The organism is Sphingomonas lacunae (assembly GCF_012979535.1).
GTDB lineage: Bacteria > Pseudomonadota > Alphaproteobacteria > Sphingomonadales > Sphingomonadaceae > Sphingopyxis > Sphingopyxis lacunae.
Genome location: NZ_CP053015.1, coordinates 2,085,357 through 2,105,527, shown reverse-complemented (window position 1 = coordinate 2,105,527; position 20,171 = coordinate 2,085,357). Strand labels below are relative to the sequence as shown.

23 protein-coding genes are annotated in these 20,171 nt (G+C 60.2%); 8 read left to right on the top strand and 15 right to left on the bottom strand.

What is annotated here, in order from left to right:
* Positions 1 to 93: 93 nt before the first annotated feature.
* From GV829_RS10135 to GV829_RS10125, 3 genes are read left to right on the top strand one after another with little or no spacing between them, the layout of a single operon-like run.
* Positions 94 to 888 (top strand): class I mannose-6-phosphate isomerase, encoded by a 795-nt coding sequence (locus GV829_RS10135; RefSeq protein ID WP_169946336.1) that lies wholly within the window; start codon positions 94 to 96, stop codon positions 886 to 888.
* Positions 889 to 912: 24 nt separating this feature from the next.
* On the top strand, positions 913 to 1,989 hold the full coding sequence (locus GV829_RS10130; protein WP_169946334.1) for a mannose-1-phosphate guanylyltransferase: 1,077 nt from the start codon (positions 913 to 915) through the stop codon (positions 1,987 to 1,989).
* A gap of 20 nt (positions 1,990 to 2,009) precedes the next feature.
* Positions 2,010 to 2,318, top strand: coding sequence for a putative quinol monooxygenase (locus tag GV829_RS10125; protein WP_169946332.1), 309 nt, complete (start codon positions 2,010 to 2,012; stop codon positions 2,316 to 2,318).
* A gap of 30 nt (positions 2,319 to 2,348) precedes the next feature.
* Here the strand turns inward: GV829_RS10125 and GV829_RS10120 are convergent, their stop codons facing one another.
* From GV829_RS10120 to GV829_RS10095, 7 genes are all read right to left on the bottom strand, one after another.
* On the bottom strand, positions 2,349 to 3,719 hold the full coding sequence (locus GV829_RS10120) for a hypothetical protein (RefSeq protein WP_169946330.1): 1,371 nt from the start codon (positions 3,717 to 3,719) through the stop codon (positions 2,349 to 2,351).
* Positions 3,720 to 3,840: 121 nt separating this feature from the next.
* Entirely contained in the window at positions 3,841 to 4,092 is a 252-nt protein-coding gene (locus GV829_RS10115) for a hypothetical protein (RefSeq protein ID WP_169946328.1), read from the bottom strand.
* A gap of 2 nt (positions 4,093 to 4,094) precedes the next feature.
* Entirely contained in the window at positions 4,095 to 4,286 is a 192-nt protein-coding gene (locus GV829_RS10110; RefSeq protein ID WP_169946326.1) for a hypothetical protein, read from the bottom strand.
* Positions 4,287 to 4,465: 179 nt separating this feature from the next.
* Positions 4,466 to 4,681, bottom strand: a complete 216-nt coding sequence (locus tag GV829_RS10105; protein ID WP_169946324.1) for a hypothetical protein — start codon at positions 4,679 to 4,681, stop codon at positions 4,466 to 4,468.
* Positions 4,682 to 4,795: 114 nt separating this feature from the next.
* Complete coding sequence (locus GV829_RS14405) at positions 4,796 to 4,918, bottom strand: hypothetical protein (RefSeq protein WP_281356122.1); 123 nt, start codon at positions 4,916 to 4,918, stop codon at positions 4,796 to 4,798.
* Between the two features lie 15 nt (positions 4,919 to 4,933).
* Complete coding sequence (locus tag GV829_RS10100) at positions 4,934 to 5,251, bottom strand: hypothetical protein (RefSeq protein WP_169946322.1); 318 nt, start codon at positions 5,249 to 5,251, stop codon at positions 4,934 to 4,936.
* 110 nt (positions 5,252 to 5,361) lie between these two features.
* The gene (locus tag GV829_RS10095; RefSeq protein ID WP_169946320.1) at positions 5,362 to 7,209 is read right to left on the bottom strand and encodes a DNA methyltransferase; all 1,848 of its coding nucleotides are present in this window, start codon (positions 7,207 to 7,209) and stop codon (positions 5,362 to 5,364) included.
* A 114-nt stretch (positions 7,210 to 7,323) separates the two neighbouring features.
* On the opposite strand from GV829_RS10095, the gene GV829_RS10090 reads away from it, so the two are divergent.
* Entirely contained in the window at positions 7,324 to 7,719 is a 396-nt protein-coding gene (locus GV829_RS10090) for a hypothetical protein (RefSeq protein WP_169946318.1), read from the top strand.
* Positions 7,720 to 7,906: 187 nt separating this feature from the next.
* On the opposite strand, the gene GV829_RS10085 is transcribed toward GV829_RS10090, so the two are convergent.
* Positions 7,907 to 8,269: a hypothetical protein gene (locus GV829_RS10085; protein WP_169946316.1), complete on the bottom strand. Its 363-nt coding sequence runs from the start codon at positions 8,267 to 8,269 to the stop codon at positions 7,907 to 7,909.
* 198 nt (positions 8,270 to 8,467) lie between these two features.
* Here GV829_RS10085 and hslV point away from each other — a divergent pair, with 198 nt between their 5' ends.
* From hslV to GV829_RS10065, 4 genes are all read left to right on the top strand, one after another.
* Positions 8,468 to 9,043 carry an ATP-dependent protease subunit HslV gene (gene hslV, locus GV829_RS10080; RefSeq protein ID WP_169946313.1) on the top strand — a complete coding sequence of 192 codons (576 nt, stop codon included), beginning with the start codon at positions 8,468 to 8,470 and terminating at the stop codon, positions 9,041 to 9,043.
* 60 nt (positions 9,044 to 9,103) lie between these two features.
* The gene (gene hslU / locus GV829_RS10075; protein ID WP_169946311.1) at positions 9,104 to 10,405 is read left to right on the top strand and encodes an ATP-dependent protease ATPase subunit HslU; all 1,302 of its coding nucleotides are present in this window, start codon (positions 9,104 to 9,106) and stop codon (positions 10,403 to 10,405) included.
* Between the two features lie 90 nt (positions 10,406 to 10,495).
* The gene (locus tag GV829_RS10070) at positions 10,496 to 11,770 is read left to right on the top strand and encodes a nucleotide sugar dehydrogenase (RefSeq protein WP_246202828.1); all 1,275 of its coding nucleotides are present in this window, start codon (positions 10,496 to 10,498) and stop codon (positions 11,768 to 11,770) included.
* Positions 11,771 to 11,793: 23 nt separating this feature from the next.
* Positions 11,794 to 12,798 carry an SDR family NAD(P)-dependent oxidoreductase gene (locus GV829_RS10065; protein ID WP_169946307.1) on the top strand — a complete coding sequence of 335 codons (1,005 nt, stop codon included), beginning with the start codon at positions 11,794 to 11,796 and terminating at the stop codon, positions 12,796 to 12,798.
* Positions 12,799 to 12,836: 38 nt separating this feature from the next.
* Here GV829_RS10065 and GV829_RS10060 read toward each other — a convergent pair whose 3' ends face one another.
* The 7 genes from GV829_RS10060 to miaB form a co-directional block, all read right to left on the bottom strand.
* Positions 12,837 to 13,607 carry a metallophosphoesterase family protein gene (locus tag GV829_RS10060; RefSeq protein ID WP_169946305.1) on the bottom strand — a complete coding sequence of 257 codons (771 nt, stop codon included), beginning with the start codon at positions 13,605 to 13,607 and terminating at the stop codon, positions 12,837 to 12,839.
* Between the two features lie 72 nt (positions 13,608 to 13,679).
* Complete coding sequence (locus GV829_RS10055; RefSeq protein ID WP_169946303.1) at positions 13,680 to 14,954, bottom strand: replication-associated recombination protein A; 1,275 nt, start codon at positions 14,952 to 14,954, stop codon at positions 13,680 to 13,682.
* On the bottom strand, positions 14,954 to 16,117 hold the full coding sequence (locus GV829_RS10050) for a glycosyltransferase family 4 protein (protein WP_169946301.1): 1,164 nt from the start codon (positions 16,115 to 16,117) through the stop codon (positions 14,954 to 14,956). The genes GV829_RS10055 and GV829_RS10050 overlap by 1 nt, the downstream gene beginning before the upstream one ends.
* A 45-nt stretch (positions 16,118 to 16,162) precedes the next feature.
* Entirely contained in the window at positions 16,163 to 17,080 is a 918-nt protein-coding gene (locus tag GV829_RS10045; protein ID WP_169946299.1) for a hemolysin family protein, read from the bottom strand.
* Positions 17,081 to 17,593, bottom strand: coding sequence for an rRNA maturation RNase YbeY (ybeY, locus tag GV829_RS10040; protein WP_169946297.1), 513 nt, complete (start codon positions 17,591 to 17,593; stop codon positions 17,081 to 17,083).
* Entirely contained in the window at positions 17,586 to 18,581 is a 996-nt protein-coding gene (locus GV829_RS10035) for a PhoH family protein (RefSeq protein WP_169946295.1), read from the bottom strand. The genes ybeY and GV829_RS10035 overlap by 8 nt, the downstream gene beginning before the upstream one ends.
* Positions 18,582 to 18,725: 144 nt before the next feature.
* Positions 18,726 to 20,024, bottom strand: a complete 1,299-nt coding sequence (gene miaB, locus GV829_RS10030) for a tRNA (N6-isopentenyl adenosine(37)-C2)-methylthiotransferase MiaB (protein WP_169948216.1) — start codon at positions 20,022 to 20,024, stop codon at positions 18,726 to 18,728.
* Between the last annotated feature and the right edge of the window lie 147 nt (positions 20,025 to 20,171).

Genomic DNA, 20,171 nt, shown 5'->3' with positions numbered 1-20,171 from the left:
GTCCCCACTTGCGGGACCGGTCAAATTGCGCCAATCGCGGGGCAACGCCCGCATCAGACGGCCCGCAACTGACCATTGTTCGGACCTCAGCCCATGAAACTCCCCGTCCGCATCGTCGAAAAGCCGTGGGGTCGCACCGACATTCCGGCAGCCTTTGGTGACATGGGCGGGCGCCGGATCGGCGAAATCTGGTTCGAGGATCCGGACGGCGATGCCGCGCCGCTGATGGTGAAATTCCTCTTCACTTCCGAACGCTTGTCGATCCAGGTTCACCCCGATGATGCCGCCGCCCAGACCGCCGGCTATCCGCGCGGGAAGGAGGAATGCTGGCTCGTTCTTGACGCGACGCCTGATGCCGAGCTTGGCGTCGGCCTGACCCGCGCCACCGACGCCGCTGGCCTGCGCGCCGCCGCGCTGGATGGCAGCATAGAGGCAATGATCGACTGGCGCCCAGCCAAAGCCGGAGACTTTGTTTACAACGCCGCCGGCACCATCCACGCCATCGGCGCGGGAGTGATCGTCGTCGAGGTGCAACAAAATGTCGACTGCACCTATCGTCTTTATGACTATGGCCGCCCGCGTGAGCTACACCTCGATGCCGGGCTCGCCGTCTCGCGCACCACGCCGCATGTCGAGCCGCGCGACCGCCACGTCCCGCCCCAAGGCACCCTGACCCTCGTCTCTGGCCCGCACTTCCACCTTGTCCGCGTGACCGACAACTGGCCAGCGCTGGAGAATCGCAACAAGCCCGTCACTGTTGTCCCGCTCTCCGCAGGATGCACTATAGCTGGCGAGCCGCTGGGGTTCGGCGAATGCGCCCGCGTCGCTGATCCCGCCAGCGTCACCCTTGCCCCCGGTGCCAGCGCCATCGCCTGCTGGCCCGCCTGAGCCCCCAATACAGGACAGCTTCGCATGACCGCCCCTGCCATCATCCCCGTCATCCTCTCGGGTGGTTCCGGAACCCGCCTGTGGCCAATGTCGACCCCGGCCCGGCCCAAGCAGTTTCTGCCGCTGGTGACCGACCGGACCATGTTCGCCGAAACCATCGCCCGCACCCAGGGGCAGCCCGGCTTTGCCGCGCCGCTTGTTGTCTGCGGGCCCGGCCATGTTGAGCATGCGCTGGCTGACCTCACCGCCGCCGGTATCGCTCAGGCGCGCATCATCGTAGAGCCTGCCGCCCGCAACACCGCCCCCGCCATCGCACTGGCAGCACACGCAGCCGGCGCGGGCGACACCCCGATCCTCGTCATGCCGTCGGACCATGTCATGACTGACCCGGCAGCCTTCCTCGCCGCGATTGAAGCCGCCCTGCCCGCCGTCCGAGCCGGGGCGCTCGCCACCTTTGGCATAGAGCCGGCCGGGCCCGAGACCGGCTATGGCTATATCCAGCGCGGCGAGCCCAGCGCCGCCGCCCTCGGCACTTTTGCTGTCGCCCGTTTTGTCGAAAAGCCGCCGCTCGACGCCGCCCAGGCGATGCTCGCGGCGGGCGGCCATTATTGGAACGCTGGCATCTTCCTGATGCGCGCCGATGCCTATCTCGCCGCCCTTGCCGCCTCCGCGCCGGCGATGGCCCAGGCCTGCGCCGCCGCCATGGCCGGGAGCGCGGCGACCGGCAGCACCATCCATCCGGACAGCGCCGCCTTCCTCGCCTCGCCCTCGGACTCGATCGACTATGCCGTGATGGAAAAGACGCCCAATGTCGTCGTCGCGCCGGTTGATCCCGGCTGGTCGGATGTCGGCAGCTGGACCGCGCTCCACGCCCTCGCCCAGCACGACGCGCACGGCAATGCGGCCCAGGGCAACGTCCTCACCATCGACACGAATGGCAGCTTGATCCGCGCCACCGCCGGCGTACGCATTGCCACGCTCGGCGTCGACAATCTCATCGTCATCGCCAATGCGGGTCCGGCGGGGACCGACGTCCTTGTCATCCCGATGGACCGGGCACAGGATATCAAGAGGATCGTCGATCAACTCGGCGACGCATGACAGCCAAGAGGGAGAGAGACATGTTGCGTGTAGCAGGCACCATCCAGCTGAAACCCGGCGGCGCGGACCGCATTCGCGATGCCGGCATTGCCATGGTCACCGCCACCCTCGCTGAGGAAGGCTGCATCGACTACAGCTTCGCCAGCGACCTTGCCGACCCGGACCTGATCCGCATTGCCGAAGGCTGGGCCGATGAAGCCGCCCTCGCCGCCCATGGCAAGTCGGACCATATGGCCGCCTTCAACCGCGCCATCGGGGCGGAAGGCATCGTCGCCGCCGACCTCAAGCTCTACAGCGCCGAAGAGGTGAAACAGCTGCTCAAGATCTGACGGCGCGGGTGCGGCTCGCTGCCGGCGGCTTCAGGAACAGCCAGAGCCGCCCTTCGGCCAGACATCGCTGTAACGCTGAAAGCCCATGGTCGAATAATAGCCTGATTGCGCCATGTTGGCGTCGTTGTAATAGCAGACCTGTGTCCACTGGCCGTTGCCACCGACAATGATCCGCCAATTGTGGGATCCGCAATTGTGCGGTTCACACGCCCCGCCCATCACGCGCCCGTCGCTGTGGCGCTGGACCGGGGATTCGACCCCGGGGGCCAGCACCCGCTGCCTGATCGCGGGGTTGGGCACCACCGCCTGCACGGCGGCGCGCACCTGTGGGTGGGTCCAGAAACTGGTGCCGTCGATCCGGTCGCTCGGGTAATTGCCGACATAGCGGGACAGGCTTGGCCCGACACCGGGGTCAGCCCCCGTCCCCGCAGCTTCAGCCGCACCGGCCATCGCTTCACCCGCGGCAGCGACCGCAGCCGCAGTGTCCACCGCCGCTTCCGCAGCCGCCGCATCAGCAGCCGCATCAGCCGCCACTCCCGCAGCCTCGGCCGCTGCATCCGCCTCGGCATCGGCCGCCGGGGTCACGTCGCGCAAATTGCCTTCCCAGACATAGCGTTTGACGCCATCGACCTCGAACTCCAGCCACCGCTGGCTGGCGTTGATTTCGCCCGGCACCCACCGGCCGACCAGTTCCTGTCCGGCGGAATAGCTGAACAGCACTTCGGAATTCCGGGCGGTTGGCCGGTCGCGCACATTGGCGGTGCTGGTCACCACCGCCTGCACCTCTGCCTCCTTGTCGGCCCTGGCGAACCACAACAGCGCGGCGATGATGATGAGGGTGATGATGGCAAAGCTCCACCCGCATCCGGGGCTGGAGCCATTGCCGGGCTTGGCCGCCGGCTTCGGCGGCACCGCCTTGGGTTGGCCGACAGGGGCGACCGGCGCGGACGCCGCCGTCTTGACCTCAACCGCCGCCACCGCCGCGGCAGGCACAGCCTCCGCCGCGCCCGCGCTTTCCGGCACCAGCTCACCCGCGCCGGGCGCCGTCCAGGGCCCGTCCTTGGCCGCGCTCTTGGCCGCATCCTTGGGCTTGGCGGGCCGCTTGGTCCGGGGGACCGACACCGCCGGTTCAGCCGCCTCCCCCGCCTCAGCCGCCTCCCCCGCATCAGCAGGCGCAGCCGGCTCCGGAGCCGCAGCCACAGCGGGCGGCGCCAGCATGGGGGCGAGCACCGGCACATCGCCGGCCTTCATCACCTTGCGCCCGCCGGGGTTGAACAGGGTGACGCGGGTCGTCGCCAGCAGGTCACCGGAGGCGATCAGCGCCGCGGCCTCCTCCGCCGAACAGACGAGACACCCTTCCCCATTGCGGACAAAGGAAAAATCGACCCATTCGGCTGACATTGGCTCACCTGCTCCCGCTGCGACCGCTGACGCACGTCATGACGTCATGCCTTCGGGGTGGTGACCGCCCCCGCGCCGAATTTCAAGCCCCCTGCCGGCAATCCTGTCCCGCGCGCTGCGCCTATTTCTCGCTGATGCGCTGCAACAGCTCGATCACCCGGTTGAACCCGCGGAAAACCGCAAAGCCTGACAAGCCGACGAACAGGCTGACCAGACCGAACAGCTTGAACCCGCCTTCACCGGCGAGCAGGAAACCCAGACCCACCAACAATCCGATCAACAGCTGCACCCACGCCAGCACCGTCAGCAAGGACGGCCCGTCACCAGCCGTTCCGTCGCTTTCGCCGAGTTGCTCTTCCAATCCCTCGATCATGATTATTTCGCCGCCGCATAAAAGGCATAGGCCAGGTTGATGAGGCTGCCAAAGTGCAGCACGGAGACGATCATCGACATCAACCCAAAGCTTTCATAGCTGCCCGCCCCCATCAGAAATCCCGATGACAGGCTGAACAGCAATGTGATCGCCAGACACACCATGGCGACCAGCGCAGCCGTCTTTATCTTCATGCAACTCCCTCCCCTATTCCCTCGGCAGGACATGCCTGCCCAAGCAAATACCTTGTTTTTCAAGGCATTGCGCCGCCCCATGCGAAAGGAAAATAGAGGTCGCCGAACGGCCATTGTCAATCGAAAGCGCGCCCGCAGGCACCGGCAAATGGCGCCGCTATGGCAGCAATCCGCCCGCCTCACTCCCCGTCCGGCTTGGCCCGCAACCGGGCATCGACCACCACCGCCACCAGCACGAACAGCGAAATGGCCAGCCATATGGCGGCAAACTCCATCGCAAAGCCGCCCACGCCCCCGTCAAACGGGAACTGCCCCTTGTAAATGGCGCGATAGCCATACCAGAACAGGGTCAGGATCAACCCGCCCACCACAGCATCCCACAACCGCCTCACCATCCGCCGCTCTCCCCTATCATGCTCCCCCGCGAAAGCAGGGGCCCAGCACGCCCCTCACCACCCGCTCACCTACCCCGTTCCCCGGCGAAAGCCGGGGCCCAGTGCGTCACGGCGTTAGTCACCCCGTTGCCCCAGCAACCGCCCCACCGCGCCACAGGCCAGCACAAAGGCGGCGACCGCCGAAAGCCCCAGCACCATCGCCACAATCAGGCAGAGCAGGATCAGCGCGTCAGTCATCACCTGCAACTGCGTTCACTCATCATCGGGCAACAGATGCTCCATGAGCATCATATGTCTGACATCGTTAGAGAAATTCGGTGTAAGCAATGCCCCTGCATAGCAGGACTGGGCATAGGGACGGACACTCTGACCCATCAGCCAGACCAGCACATCGGCAAATTGCCACGGAGAGGCGTCCCGCAGCACCCGAAGCAGCCCCACGCTTGCGGGCAACCCGAACTGTCCGAAACTGACCAGTTCCCAATGCGCGGCGCTGCTCGGTATGTTCCGCTGCATCATGCGCAAATCCCGGATCAATTCAGAGTAAAGCACCTCTTCGATCGGGATCATGCTGTTCGGCAGGTCTGTTCCATGGTCTGAGCAAGGCCGATCAAGCGCGTTCGCCAGCATCTGTACAAACCAGCGATCTTCCTCCTTCAGAAACGGAGGAACATCCCCCCTCACAACAACGTCCCCTGCTTGTGGCCGTCGTCCTGCACCCCGGCCTTGCGGCTAGCCGCCTGCCGGTCGAGCAGCGGCACCTTGGGCCGCAATCCGGCGAAATATTCGGCGAGGGTGTAGATTTGCAGGCGCGGATAGGTCCGGCCATCCGCCCCTTCATAAACGCCCGCTGCCGCCGCCTCTCGCTCCATCTCCCGCGTCGGCGCAACGGCACAGACGAACAGGCCAATGGGCGATTTCTCGCGTTCGATCACCCCTTTCAGGTCGCGCACCATGGCAACGCCGACATTGCGCCCGGCCTTGACCGAAATGATCGCCGCCTCGGTTTTCCGGTCATGCCCGGTGAAATAGATATAGCCGTCAATCCCCCGGTCGGCGCCCTTGCGCCCGCCCTGATAGGGTTGGCCGTCAATCGCCTGCGTGATCCAGTACTGGAACTGGTGCGGCTCCTCGGCGGCGAGTTTCAGCGCGCTGTCAATGTCATTGGGCGTGCCGATGACGCTATAGGCCAATCCTCCCCGGGACGGGGAGGTGGCAGCGGCATCCGCCGCTGACGGAGGGGGCTCTCCCCCCGCGCCCACGCTGGCGTCGTGCGAACCGATGGCCCCCTCCGACCCCTTCGGGGCCACCTCCCCGTTCCGGGGAGGATTTTTCTTCGCCAGCATGTTCGGCCCGTACCGGTCCTGCAAGCGCCGCTCGATCAGGCCGATCGACAGATGCGTCACATCAATGCCGATCCACTGCCGCCCCAGCTTCTGCGCCGCATCAACGGCGGTGCCACAGCCGCAAAAGGGATCAAGCACCACATCGCCCGGATTGGACGAGGCATTGATGATCCGTTCGAGCAGGGCAAGGGGCTTTTGCGTGGGGTAGCCGAGGCGTTCTTGGGCTTTTGCTGATATGGGTGGAATATCCATCCACAAATCCTGCAAGGCAATGCCGGGCATTTCATCTGCGAACTGCACCAGTCTGGGCATACCTGTTGACCGATGAATTATGTGGCCGGATTCAGCGAAAGCCCGAAGGTTTGCCTTCGAATATGCCCAAAACCGGCCTTCGTAAGGCTTCACTGCTTCATATTGCCAAGCGTCGTTGGGAGTTAGCCATTCATCTGTGAGGTCCGCCTCCCAAGGGCCTCCGATAGGCCGTTTCACGCGCCAATCATAACTTACATCGCCACCGGGTTTGGCAGCCGTCAGATCGGTTTCTTTATACCAGCGTCCCTGGTGATTTTGCCGCTTATACTCTGAGGCAAGATATGCTTCGTCGTACGCCGAAAAGCTTGGATTCCAGGTCCAGTCATCAGCCTTCGTATAGAAAAAAATGACATCGTGAATTCGACCTGGTTGTTTCGCGCCTTGCTTACCATCATTGTGCGCGCTGCTGCGTTTCCAGATGAGTTCAGCGCGCATCCGTCCGCCGAAAATCCCATCCAGCAGCAGCTTGAGATAATGGCTCGCGGTCGGGTCGCAGTGGAGATAGAGGCTGCCGGTCGGTTTCAACACCCGGTGCAGCTCGATCAGCCGCACCGCCATCATGGCCAGATAGGCCATCATGTCATTCTCTTTCAAAAATCCGCGCATCGCGCGCAGCAACTCCGCCACATCCGTGTTGCCGCTGGTCATCACCTCATGAAACGCCTGCTCGGCCTTGTCATTCCAGTGCCAGCTGTCCTCAAACGCCTCAATCTGGCTGTCCGCCCCCTTGCCCGCCGGGGATTTGAACAGGATGTTGTAATTGGCATTACTGTTGAACGGCGGGTCGAGGTAGATCAGGTCTATACTGTCACTGGCAATATGGTCGCGCAGGACATAAAGATTGTCGCCATAGTAAAGTTTGTTGCTCATGAGACAGTGGTAATGCGGGATTTGTCCCGCACCAAGCGCGAATGTGGGCAATTGCCCATATTGACCGGGCAATGGCCCGCAAAGTGTGGGCAATGGCCCCGACAGGGAACCGACATGCCACCCCGCATCACCATCCGCCCCTGTCACTGCCGGCCAGACCCGCTCGACGCGCACGCCGGGCCATGGGGCGAAACGCCCGACGACCGCACCGTCACCCTGTGGTTGGACATCTGTGCCACCGGCCTGTGGGACGGCAGCGGCATGTCAGGGATGCCGGAGCATTTGCCCATCCCCTTTGCCCTGGCGCAGGACATAGGGCGCTGGCAGGCCGACTATGATGACAGTTGGAACATTGCCCGCTGGCACAGCCGAGAAGAGGGGCCGCCCGAATTTTCGCCCGACTATCCCCATGATCATTTCGACCGGCGCGGCGAAGCCCTCGCCGAACGGCTCCGCGCCGCCTTGGGGGAGGCATGGACCGTTCGCCACGCCCCCCTGATGCGCGGGTGAAACCTCTTGGCGGCTTGGCGCGACTCCCTTCCCTCCCCATCAACTCATGATGGGCCAATCCCTCTTGAATACCCTCCCCATCGACTTGCGATGGGGAGGTGGCAGCCCGCAGGGCTGACGGAGGGGCACCTCTCCCCCTTCGTGCCTTCGCGTCCTAGTGTGAGAATGTGTGTGCGCGACGCGCCGCTCACTGGCCCGACTGGTGCTTCCGGAAACGCGCGCGGCGCTTGGCCTCGTCAAACTGGTTGCGCAGCCAGCCCCATCCGCCGGACGCCGCTGCGCCCCCACCGGTCACAACGATTGCGGCAAGAAGGGCCTTGTCCCAGCGCAGGTCCAACACCGCCGTGCCGACAAGGAAAAAGATGAACAGGACAATCAGCCATCCCGCCACCTCGCCCAATTGCCGGGCATTGTTGTTGGCAGAATAAGAATCACCCTCAATCGCCATCGCAACCAGCTCTTCTCGGGTCTTGTCGTTGATAACCCCTTGTTTATGCAGATCATTCACTTCGCGAATTTCGTCATGAATGGATGGCTTTCCGCTTTCCATGGCGCATTCCCTGTTCTGGCCCGTCACTATGGGCGACAGGCTATCAACAGGGTGAATAGTGTTCAAGCCGACCGGGATCGGCCTGCCACGGGCCGCCCCCCTTCGTGCCCCCCTTCGTGCCTTCGCGTCTTTGTGTGAGATCCCCCTCCCCCCGCCAAACCCTTGCACCCTCCCCCGCGCTCGCCCATATCGCGCGGCATGAGTGAACAGCATCAGCCCAGCGCCTCGCACGGCGCCTCGCCCTGGCATGGCACCACCATCCTGTCCGTCCGCACGCCCGGCCGCGTCGTCATCATTGGTGATGGGCAGGTGTCGATGGGCAATACCGTGATGAAGTCCAATGCGCGCAAGGTGCGGCGGCTGCATGATGGCTCGGTGATCGCGGGCTTTGCGGGGGCGACGGCGGATGCCTTCACCCTGTTCGAGCGGCTGGAGCGGCGGCTGGAGACGCACAACGGGCAGTTGCTGCGCGCCGCGGTGGAGCTGGCCAAGGACTGGCGGACCGACAAGTTCCTGCGCAATCTGGAGGCGATGATGATCGTCGCCGACCGGGAGGTGACGCTGGTGCTGACCGGCAATGGCGATGTGCTCGAGCCTGAGGGCGGGGTGACCGCCATCGGCTCGGGCGGCAACTATGCGTTGAGCGCCGCGCGGGCTCTGGTGGGCTATGAAGGGGACGCGGAAAAACTGGCGCGGCGGGCGATGGCGGTGGCGGCGGACATCTGTGTCTTCACTAACGACCAGCTGACGCTGGAAGTCATTGATATTGCTTGATGTTTTGCTTTTGCATAGGGCGTTTGGTCGCTCTATCTCGCCTTCTGTTTCGGACCGGATATGAACCCTGATTTGACCCCAAAGGCCATTGTCGCCGCCCTCGACCAGCACATCATCGGCCAGCGCGATGCCAAACGCGCCGTCGCCGTCGCCTTGCGCAACCGCTGGCGCCGCCAACAGCTCGGCCCCGACCTGCGCGACGAGGTGACGCCCAAGAATATCCTGATGATCGGCCCCACCGGCTGCGGCAAGACAGAGATCAGCCGCCGCCTCGCCAAGCTCGCCGACGCGCCCTTTGTGAAGGTCGAAGCGACCAAGTTCACCGAAGTTGGCTATGTCGGCCGCGATGTCGAACAAATCGCCCGCGATCTGGTTGAGGAGGCCGTGCGCCTCGAAAAGGATCGCCGCCGCGAAGCCGTGCGCGATGCCGCCACCGCCGCCGCGATGGACCGCCTGCTCGACGCGCTCACCGGCAAGGAATCGAGCGAAGCCACGCGCGCCAGCTTCCGCCAGCGCTTCGAGGAAGGCGCGCTCGACAGCGCCGAAATCGAGATAGAGGTGAGCGAGGCACCGCAGGCCGCATTCGAAATCCCCGGCGGCGGCAATGTCGGCATGATCAACATCGGTGAGATGTTCGGCAAAGCGTTCGGCAATGGCGCCCCTAAGAAGCGCCGCAAGCTCAAGGTGCGCGACGCCTGGACCCGCCTTGTCGAGGAGGAACAGGACAAGCGCCTCGACCAGGACGATGTCGCCCGCGTCGCCCTCGCCGACGCCGAAGCCAATGGCATCGTCTTCCTCGACGAGATCGACAAGATCGCCGTCAGCGATGTCCGAGGCGGCTCGGTCAGCCGCGAAGGCGTGCAGCGCGACCTGCTGCCGCTGATCGAGGGCACTACGGTTGCCACCAAATATGGCCCGCTCAAGACAGATCACATCTTGTTCATCGCCTCAGGGGCGTTCCACGTCGCCAAGCCGAGCGATCTGCTTCCCGAACTGCAGGGCCGCCTGCCGATCCGCGTCGAGCTCGCCGCACTGACCGAACAGGATTTCATCCGCATCCTCACCGAAACGAAGGCATCGCTACCCCAGCAATATGTCGCGCTGCTTGGCACCGAAGGGGTAACCATCAGCATAGCCCCCGACGCCATCGCGCGGTTGGCCGGAATCGCCGCCGAAGTGAACCGCACCGTCGAAAACATCGGCGCGCGTCGCCTCCAGACAGTGATGGAACGCTTGCTCGAGGACATCAGCTTCGACGCAGAGGACCGCAAGGGAGAGACGGTGCTGATCGACGCGAACTATGTCGAAAAGCAACTCTCATCGATTGCTCGCGATACCGACCTGAGCAAATTCATTCTCTAGCCCACTCCAGATCGGTCTCGCCATTAACTCCGTCTAAGCAAAGCAGGCTTAGAACAGCGAATGAGGCCGAACGAAACTGGAGTAAATTGCGTGGATTCACGTCCCACTATCGTCGTAATTGGCCTTGGCTATGTCGGCCTGCCCCTCGCTGTCGCATTGGCGACCAAATTTGATTGTTGGGGGGTCGATATCAGCGCCACCCGCATTAGCGAACTCCAAGCCGGGTTTGACCGTACCGGTGAAATCGATACTGCACGGATGACCGCGAGCAGCCTCCACGTGACAGCCAATCCCGACGACTGTCCACCGGCCGATTTCTACATTGTGACAGTGCCCACACCGATCGATGCACACAACAAGCCCGACCTGTCATTGGTCGTCGCCGCATCACGCACGGTTGGTAGGATGCTCGACGGAAGGCGCAAGCCCATCGTCATTTTTGAAAGCACCGTGTATCCTGGGGTCACCGAAGAAATTTGTGCTCCTGAATTGGCTGCTATCTCCGGACTGGTATGCGGCGAAGACTTCTTCCTTGGCTATTCCCCGGAACGTATCAACCCAGGGGACCGAGAACACACTATCGACAAGATCACGAAGGTCGTCTCCGGTCAGACACCAGAAGTGCTCGACAAAATCTCAGACCTCTATGGCGCAGTCACAAGCGGCGGAGTGTTTCGCGCCGCCTCTATCCGCGCTGCGGAAGCCGCCAAGGTTATCGAGAATGCACAGCGCGACATCAACATCGCATTCATGAACGAAATTGCCCAGATTTTCGGCAGCATGGGCTTATCCATCTGGGACGTCTTGGAAGCTGCAGGCACAAAGTGGAACTTCCTCAACTTCTCGCCTGGCCTCGTTGGCGGGCATTGCATCGGCGTTGACCCATTCTATTTGAGCCATCGGGCCGAACAATTGGGCCATAATCCGCGTGTCATTCTATCAGGGCGCTCAATCAATGACGGCATGGCCGAATGGATCGCCGACCGCCTTCACGCAGCACGCGACAATCGGCCAGGAAGCGTCCTCATCCTCGGCCTGACCTTCAAGGAAAACGTACCGGACTTGCGAAACAGCAAGGTTGCCGATTTGATTGCCGGCTTGGTCAAGCGCGGTCACACTGTAAAAGTTCATGATCCGCATGCCGATGCGGCAGAAGCCATGCATGAATATGGCCTGTCGTTATGCAAAAAAGCTTTTGACTGCCAGTACGATCTGGTTGTCTTGGCTGTCCCCCACCAAGAATATATGGAAATGGATGGCGGTGTTCTCGCTGGACTGGTTGCAGAACGCGGCATTCTTGCAGACTTGAAAAATGGCCTCGGGAGGAGCGCCGATGACTTCCCCTGCCGCGTGTGGCACCTTTGATCAAATCCGGACGGACTTTAAAAATGACCGAACATTTGATTACCGGCGCCGCCGGATTCATTGGAATGACCCTAGCGTTACAATTGCTAGAACGCGGTGACAGAGTCATCGGCATAGACAGTCTCAACGACTATTACAGCGTCCAGTTGAAGAAGGATCGGCTGGCTCGGCTCCAGGACATTGGTGGCGACCGCTTCACCTTCATACAGATTGACTTTTCCGACATGGCTGAACTGGACAAGTCCCTGAAACACTTGCAGTTTGACCGGATCATCCACCTCGGAGCGCAGGCTGGAGTCCGCTATTCAATTGAGAATCCGCACGCTTATGTCCAATCCAATCTGGTTGGACACCTCAACATGCTGGAGGTCGCACGCCATCGCGGAGTCAGCCACTTCGTCTACGCCTCCTCCTCGTCTGTCTATGGTGGTAACACCCAGCTTCCTTTCAGTGTCTCAGACCGGGTTGATCACCCCCTCTCGCTATACGCGGCCACGAAAAAGGCAGACGAACTGATGAGCGAAACCTACGCCCATCTGTATCGGTTACCGCAAACTGGCCTCCGCTTTTTCACTGTTTATGGCCCATGGGGTCGCCCAGACATGGCCATGTGGATATTCACCCGCAAGATACTCGCTGGCGAGCCAATCGAGGTGTTCAATCACGGCAACATGCGTCGGGATTTCACATACATCGATGATATCGTGTCTGGGATCATAGCTTGCCTGGACAATCCGCCACCCGATGACGGGTTGGTCAAGGCGGGCGGAAGCCAGAAACCCCACCGGCTATACAATATTGGCAACCATCGTTCGGAAGAGTTGATGCGGTTGATCGACATCATCGAACAGTCGTGCGGGCAGAAAGCAGATCGGCAATTCTTGCCAATGCAACCGGGCGATGTGCCAGAAACCTTTGCTGATATTGACGCCATCCAGTCGGATCTTGGTTATGCGCCAACCACCTCAATCGACGTAGGGGTGCCGAAATTCGTTGACTGGTACAAATCCTATCATGGGATCGGCTAAAGGTGCCATTGTTTGCAGCAGCGGCACGCTTGGAGGCCTCACTTGTCTGCTGTGTCAATATACCAACGATTATCACCCTCAAGACACAGAGCCGTCAATTTACCGGATCCATAGGCTCCAGTATCAATGCTGATCCGGTTGGGATTCTCCTGCACATCAGGAAAGATGGTGTGCCCATGGACAACGACCAGGCCATGGTCGCGTTCGTCCGACAGAAATTCGTCCCGAATCCAGCGAAGATCTCCAACGCGCTGCTCATGCAAAGGAACGCCGGGTCGAATACCGGCGTGCACAAACAGATAGTCACCCAAAACGATCTTGTCTTCGGCAGATGACAAAAACTCCACATGGCTCGCAGGAACCATGGGCGGAAAGGCCTGCGCCAATTCTTCGAAGGTCATCTGGTCATAGGCCTCACCGACCAATCCATAGCTATGGATTGTCGGTGCGCCACCGATACGGACGAAATAGCGCATAAGCTTTGGATCGCCACCCAGAGCTGCCAGAAAAACTTCTTCATGATTGCCCATCAGGCAGCGCACATCTGGCCAACTGCGAGCAAGGGTCATGGCTCGTTCGACCACTTGCTTTGATTGGGGCCCTCGGTCGACCAGATCCCCAAGGAGAATGATCGAGACGTCCGCGGCTCCACGATCGTTGCTATCTGCCGCAATCTTGTTCAACAGCTTTTCGAAAAGATCGTCGCGTCCATGAATGTCGCCAATGGCATAAATGCGACGGCCAGCCGGAACCTGCGGACGGATTGGCTGGGGCTGGTTATTCTTTCGTCTGAAACGGGAAAAGAACATGGCGACGTTTCTGTTATGGAGAGGACTGCGATTTAACGTTTGGGACGGACAAGTCCAGAGCCGGCTGGCATTTCAACGGCCCTGAGCCACTCGCCTTTGGGCCCACCATGCCAATCGTTCAGCAATGCGCTTTTCATGACCCCTTTCCACCGGGTGATAGAGCTTGTGAGGTTCAATTCGATCAGGCCAGAAATTCTGACCTGAGAACCCGTCAGGAGCATCATGATCATAGACATAGCCCACACCCATGCCCAGATCCTTCATTGCCTTGGTAGGCGCGTTAACCACATGGACGGGTGGCGGCAGTGACCCAGTTTGCTTGGCCAATGCCCAGGCGGCCTTTTGTGCGCCATAGACGGCATTGGATTTCGGTGCCGTCGCACAGTAAAGGCAGGCTTGGACGATAGCCAATTCGCCCTCCGGTGAACCAAGAAAGCGATACGCATCAAGGGCGGCCATGCATTGGGTCAAAGCCTGTGGATCGGCCAATCCAACGTCTTCACTGGCAAAGCGGGTAATGCGTCTTAGCACATATAAAGGGTCTTCCCCTGCCGTCAGCATGCGCGCCAGATAATAGAGCGCGGCGTCAGGATCGGATCCCCGCATCGCCTTATGCAAAGCGGAAATCAGATTATAGTGCCCGTCTCTATCCTTGTCATAGACTGGTGCACGGCGCTGGAGCAGACGCAACATCGCATCCCTGTCAAGGATGTCATCGCAGAGATTCCACAGCATCTCTGCCTGATTGAGCAGAAAGCGGCCATCGCCATCACTGCTGGCAATTAAGGTCGTGCGCGCATTTTCATCAATCGGCAGGGTCTGGCCAACATGGGCTTCTGCCTTGGCCAAAAGCCTCTCCAACGCCGCCTCATCAAGTCGGCGAAGGACCAACAACTGGGCTCTCGACAACAAGGCTGCATTGATTTCAAAACTGGGATTCTCGGTCGTCGCACCTATCAGGATGATTGTTCCATCCTCTACCACAGGCAGAAAGGCATCCTGTTGGGACCGGTTGAAGCGGTGGATTTCGTCCACGAAAAGCAATGTCTGTTCGCCAAAACTCTTGGCTTCTTCAGCAGCTGCAAATGCACGCTTGAGATCAGCGACGCCCGAAAAGACCGCCGATAGTGATGAAAACCGCACATCAAAAGCGTTTGCCAACAGACGGGCAATACTGGTTTTACCGCAGCCTGGTGGGCCCCACAGAATCATTGAGGAGAGACGCCCTGTCTCCGCCATGCGGCCCAATGGCCCATCTGCGTCGGTCAGATGCTCTTGTCCGACCACCTCCTCAAGACGGGTGGGGCGCAACTGGTCGGCCAGCGGGACATGTCCGATCGCCGCCATCAACCTCGTTTCGGCAGGGTCGACAAATAGGTGTCGACCACCTTCTGGTTGATGGCATCCCAATGATAGGCCTGCGCGGCGTGATGTCCCGCCGTTCCTGACTGACGTAGGCTTACTCGATCGTTGGCATAGCCTTCTATGGCATCGGCATAGGCGCTGACTGCCCTGGGTTCAACCAGATGACCAGTGACGCCATTTTGCACCAATGTGCGCGCACCGGTCGCGTCAGCGGCGACCACCGCCACACCGGCGGCCATAGCTTCCAGGGTAACGTTGCCGAATGTTTCCGTCACCGATGGATTAAGCAATACGTCCATGCAGGCTACCGCACGGCCCAGATCATCGCCCATCTGGAAGCCGGCCATGACAGCGTCAGGCACCTCGGCGAGAAAACCATGCTTGGCCGGGCCATCCCCGATGATCAGAACCCGATGAGGAACATTGCGGCGACGGAGTTCCGTGCAGGTCGCTGCGAATATATCCAGACCTTTTTCCAGGACCAACCGACCGAGGAATCCGATTACAAGTTCGTCATCCCCAATCCCAAGCGAACGGCGCCATTCATTGTCTCGACGGACAGGATTGAACCGCTCATGGTCAACACCGCGGGACCACACCGCAATGGGCGGCTTGACCCCCTGGCGCTGGAGGCGAGCCACAATCTCTTCGGATGGGGCTACCAGCGCATCACACCGATTGTAAAAACGGCGCAACGCGGCGACGACCAGCCCTTCAAGGAAACCCAATCCATAATAAGCAGGATATGTCTCAAACAGGGTATGTACCGACGCCACCACTGGCAGACCGCGATTACGGGCGTACGTCACAGCCCTGTGCCCCAAAATATCAGGCGCCGAGACGTGAACGCAGTTTGGCTGAAAGCTCTCAAGGTCTGCAATGACATGGCGAGGCAGCCCCTTTGCCAGCCTGTACTCCCCCCTGCCCCCGGGCAATGGTATGGCGGGAACATCCACCAAATCCCCAGTTGGCGGAAAGGCAGGTTCTGCAACAGTGGGGGAATAGACGCGAAATTTGGCGCCTTGGTTGAGTCCATAGCCCACCAACCGGTTAAGCGCCTGGTTGGCACCGTCCCTGACATAATTATAATTTCCGCTGAAAAGCGCGATACGCAAATCACGAGCGGTAGGTCCGGGAGTCGTCATTGCCTGCGAACTAATCCCAACCGAACGGAATGGCAAATCCGAGGGTCAGGCTCCGGATGGCCCTGAATGGGCATCAGGCTCTCTCAAACGCGCGAGGACGACACGCCGTTCGTCCCCCTGTCGTATCTCGATCGTCCATCCACTGGGATGGGTCAAGACTTCCGTCGGCTGGGGAACATGCCCGGCCAGCACAAAGGCAAGTCCACCCAGCGTGTCGACATCTCCTTCAACCTCAGCCAAACGCGGGTCCAGTCGCTCCGCCAATTCCTCCAGTTCTATACGCGCATCGACGTCCCAGCATCCCAGCCCAACCGGGATCAACAAATCCTGTGGAGCCTCGTCATGCTCATCCTCAATATCGCCAACGATCTCCTCCATCAGATCCTCGATCGTCAAAAGGCCATCTGTGCCAGCATATTCATCAAGCACTATGGCCAGATGGGTCCGCTTTGCCCGCATTTCAGCCAACAACTCCATCGCGCTCATCGACTGTGGCACATACAGGGGCTGCCGCATCAACGGGCCTAGCTTGGCTGGCGGGGGCTCTTTACGCGCTAGGATAGAAAATACGTCTTTGACGTGCAGCATGCCGATGACATTGTCGAGACTGTCGCGATACACCGGCAATCGACTATGGTCTGCCTCTGCAAACAGGGCCACTACGTCGTCAAAGCTGGCGTTCTCATCGATTGCGATGATATCTCCACGCGGAACGGCTACATCATCCGCCGTTTGCTCCCCAAAGTTGAGCATGTTCCGCAGCATTTCCCGCTCGACCCGAGACAAATCGCCTTCCCGGGCCGCTTGGGTGTCAATCTCGGCGTCCTCTTCGGCCTCGTCGATGACTTCTTCTATCTGCTCACGCAGTGTGGGCTCATTGGAGTCCCCGAACCAGATATTGCGCAAATAGCGCCAAAGACGGCTACTACTGTCGCCCTCCGATTTGGGCCCGCTGCTCGCCATTTAATTCGCTCCTTCCAAGGTGTAAGGGTCTGCAAATCCCAGTGACTCCATTACCTGTTTCTCTAGGCCCTCCATTGCTTCCGCGTCTTGCTCGGTCTGGTGGTCATAACCCAGCAGGTGCAGCGTGCCATGGACCACCAAGTGAATGGCATGGGCCCTGATGGAAACCGACTTTTCTGAGGCTTCCCGTGCGCATGTCTCCCAGGCCAACACTATATCGCCAAACAGCGTCTCAACCAGAGGCATCGGAGCGCCGTTCATCACCTCTTCCCTTTCCAACTGCGGGAATGAAAGAACATTGGTCGGCCTGTCCTTGCCACGCCAAGTGGCATTGAGCAATTGCACCTCTCTATCATCGGTCAGTTGTATCGCGACCTCGGCTGTTGCCGGCAATGTCAGCCAGAAACGAAACGGACTGGCATCCAATGTCGCCTCTACAGCTTTCGTGAGCGATGTTTGCCAATCGCCCTCGCCTTCCCAACATGGATCGATGGTGACAGCAACGTCAATCATCCTTGCCCTCATAGGCTTCAACGATCCGACCGACGATGGGATGCCGCACGACGTCGGCCGTTGAGAAGCGAACCACGGAAATCCCGTCAACGCCCTCCAGTCGGCCAACCGCGTCTTGAAGCCCGGAAACACCGGGCGGAGGCAGGTCCACCTGTTTCGGGTCACCGCACACAACCATACGGCTGTTCAGGCCAAAACGGGTAAGAAACATCTTCATCTGCGCGACAGTGGTGTTCTGCGCTTCATCAAGGATGACAAAGGCATCCGCCAGGGTTCGCCCGCGCATGAACGCTAACGGCGCGACTTCTATCTCTCCTGATGCGATCCGTCGCTCGACTTGCTCAGCGGGCAGACAATCATACAAAGCGTCATAAAGCGGACGCAAATATGGATCGACCTTGTCCTTCATGTCGCCGGGCAGAAACCCTAGCCGCTCACCAGCCTCGACTGCGGGGCGCGAGAGGATCAGCCGCTGCACACTGCCTTGGATCAACTGGCTGACGGCCTGGGCGACGGCAAGATATGTCTTGCCTGTTCCTGCTGGGCCAAGCGCAAAAATTATATCATCGCGCACCAGGGCGTGCATATAGCCGATCTGGGTGGACGATCGCGGGACAATCGTCTTTTTCCTGGTGCGGATCATGATCGGCGGACTGGAATGGTCGGCACGTTGCACAATGCCATCCAGCGTTGGCTCTGCCGCCATGGCAATAACGGCGTCCAGCAAGCCGGGATCGATTTCATCACCCCGCTGCAATCGTCGGTAAAGATCGTTCAAAACATCCCGTGCAAGCGCGACGCTTTCAGCCGTTCCTTCCAGACCGACCCGATCACCGCGCGCGGTGATGAAAACGCCCAGCCGGTTCTCCAGCGCGACCAGATTTTGATCATATTGCCCAAATAACTGAGGCAGCAATTGCGGGCGGTCAAAGGTCATTTCGGTCCGGCTCCGGTCACCGGAACGAGCAGGCAGGGGCTTTCGGCTCATATGGTTCCTTCAGCGCAGTCCCAGGGCCCGTCGCCAGACATGGCTCGACGGTCTCCAGAAACGGTAGCAGGCACAAGATGCACCACTTCGCGCCTTGTGACAGCAAAATTTTGAATGGCTGCTAATGATGACTGGCGAACGCCCTCAAGTGACGATCTGGCCGCTCAGGGACAAGGGGCCAGCCTCTGTCAGATCGACCAAAACGATATCGCCGATCTGGTCATCAGAAAGAACGTGCACGGATTGCATCCAAGGCGATTTGCCGATCAATTGACCCGGCTTTCGTCCATCCCGTTCAAGCAAAACTTCGCATCTGCGGCCAACAGAGTCGGCATTGAATCGCGCCTGATCGCGCAAAAGGTTCGCCTGAAGACGTTGCAAGCGATCATCCAAAACGTCGGGGGCCACCATATGCCCTAGGTCCGCAGCCGGTGTCCCCGGACGCGCGCTATATTTGAAACTGAACGCCTGCGCATATCCAATCGCTTCTACCAGACTCAGCGTATCGAGAAATTCGGCTTCGGTTTCACCCGGGAAGCCAACGATGAAATCACCGGAAATGGCAATGTCCGGTCGGACCTGCCGAACCCTTTCAATCTGCCGGAGGTAGTCATCACGACCATGGCTTCGATTCATTGCCCGCAGCACCCTGTCATTGCCCGATTGGACGGGCAGATGCAGAAACGGCATCAGCTTTTCCACATCTCCATGTGCAGCGATCAGATCGTCCGTCATGTTGTTCGGATGGCTGGTTGTGTAACGGATGCGCCAGAGGCCGGACAGTCTATCAAGCGCGCGGATCAGTCCGGCCAGACCAATGGACCGCCCGACATCATCCGTCCCGGACCACGCGTTCACATTCTGCCCAAGCAACGTGATTTCCCGGGCACCCGCATCAACCAGTGAACGGGCCTCGTCGAGGATAGCAGCAAATGGACGACTTACCTCTGCTCCACGCGTGTAGGGCACAACACAATAGGTGCAAAATTTGTCGCAGCCTTCCTGGATTGTCAGAAAAGCAGACGCTCCGACACGCTTACGGCTTGGCAAGGAAGCGAATTTTGAATCCGCCGGCATGTCAGTATCAACAGCCAGCCCATGTTCAGAGGCCTGTTTCAATAATTGGGGCAAGCGATGGTAAGCTTGGGGCCCTACCACCACATCCACCTTGGCCCTGCGAGCGATCTCCTTGCCCTCAGCCTGGGCAACGCAACCAGCCACAGCAATCATGGGACGTGTGCCGTCGGCGCGCCGCAAACGGCCAATATCGGAATAGACCTTTTCCGTAGCCTTTTCCCGAATATGGCATGTGTTGAGCACAACCAGATCCGCATCAACCGCATTGGCGGCAGGCACCATGCCCTCGCCGGAAAGCATTTCGCTCATGCGTTCGCCGTCATAAACATTCATCTGACAGCCAAAACTCTTTACATGGTATCGCATCTTATGTCCGTAGCGCCAACAATTGCCGGATAGTGTCAAGGAAAGGCACCTAGGCCATTTCAGCTGCCAATGCGAGATGGAGCCGCACGGGGAAAGACATCACCGTGGCAGCACTCGTGTTTTGATCCATGGCAGCGGAGTTCTAGC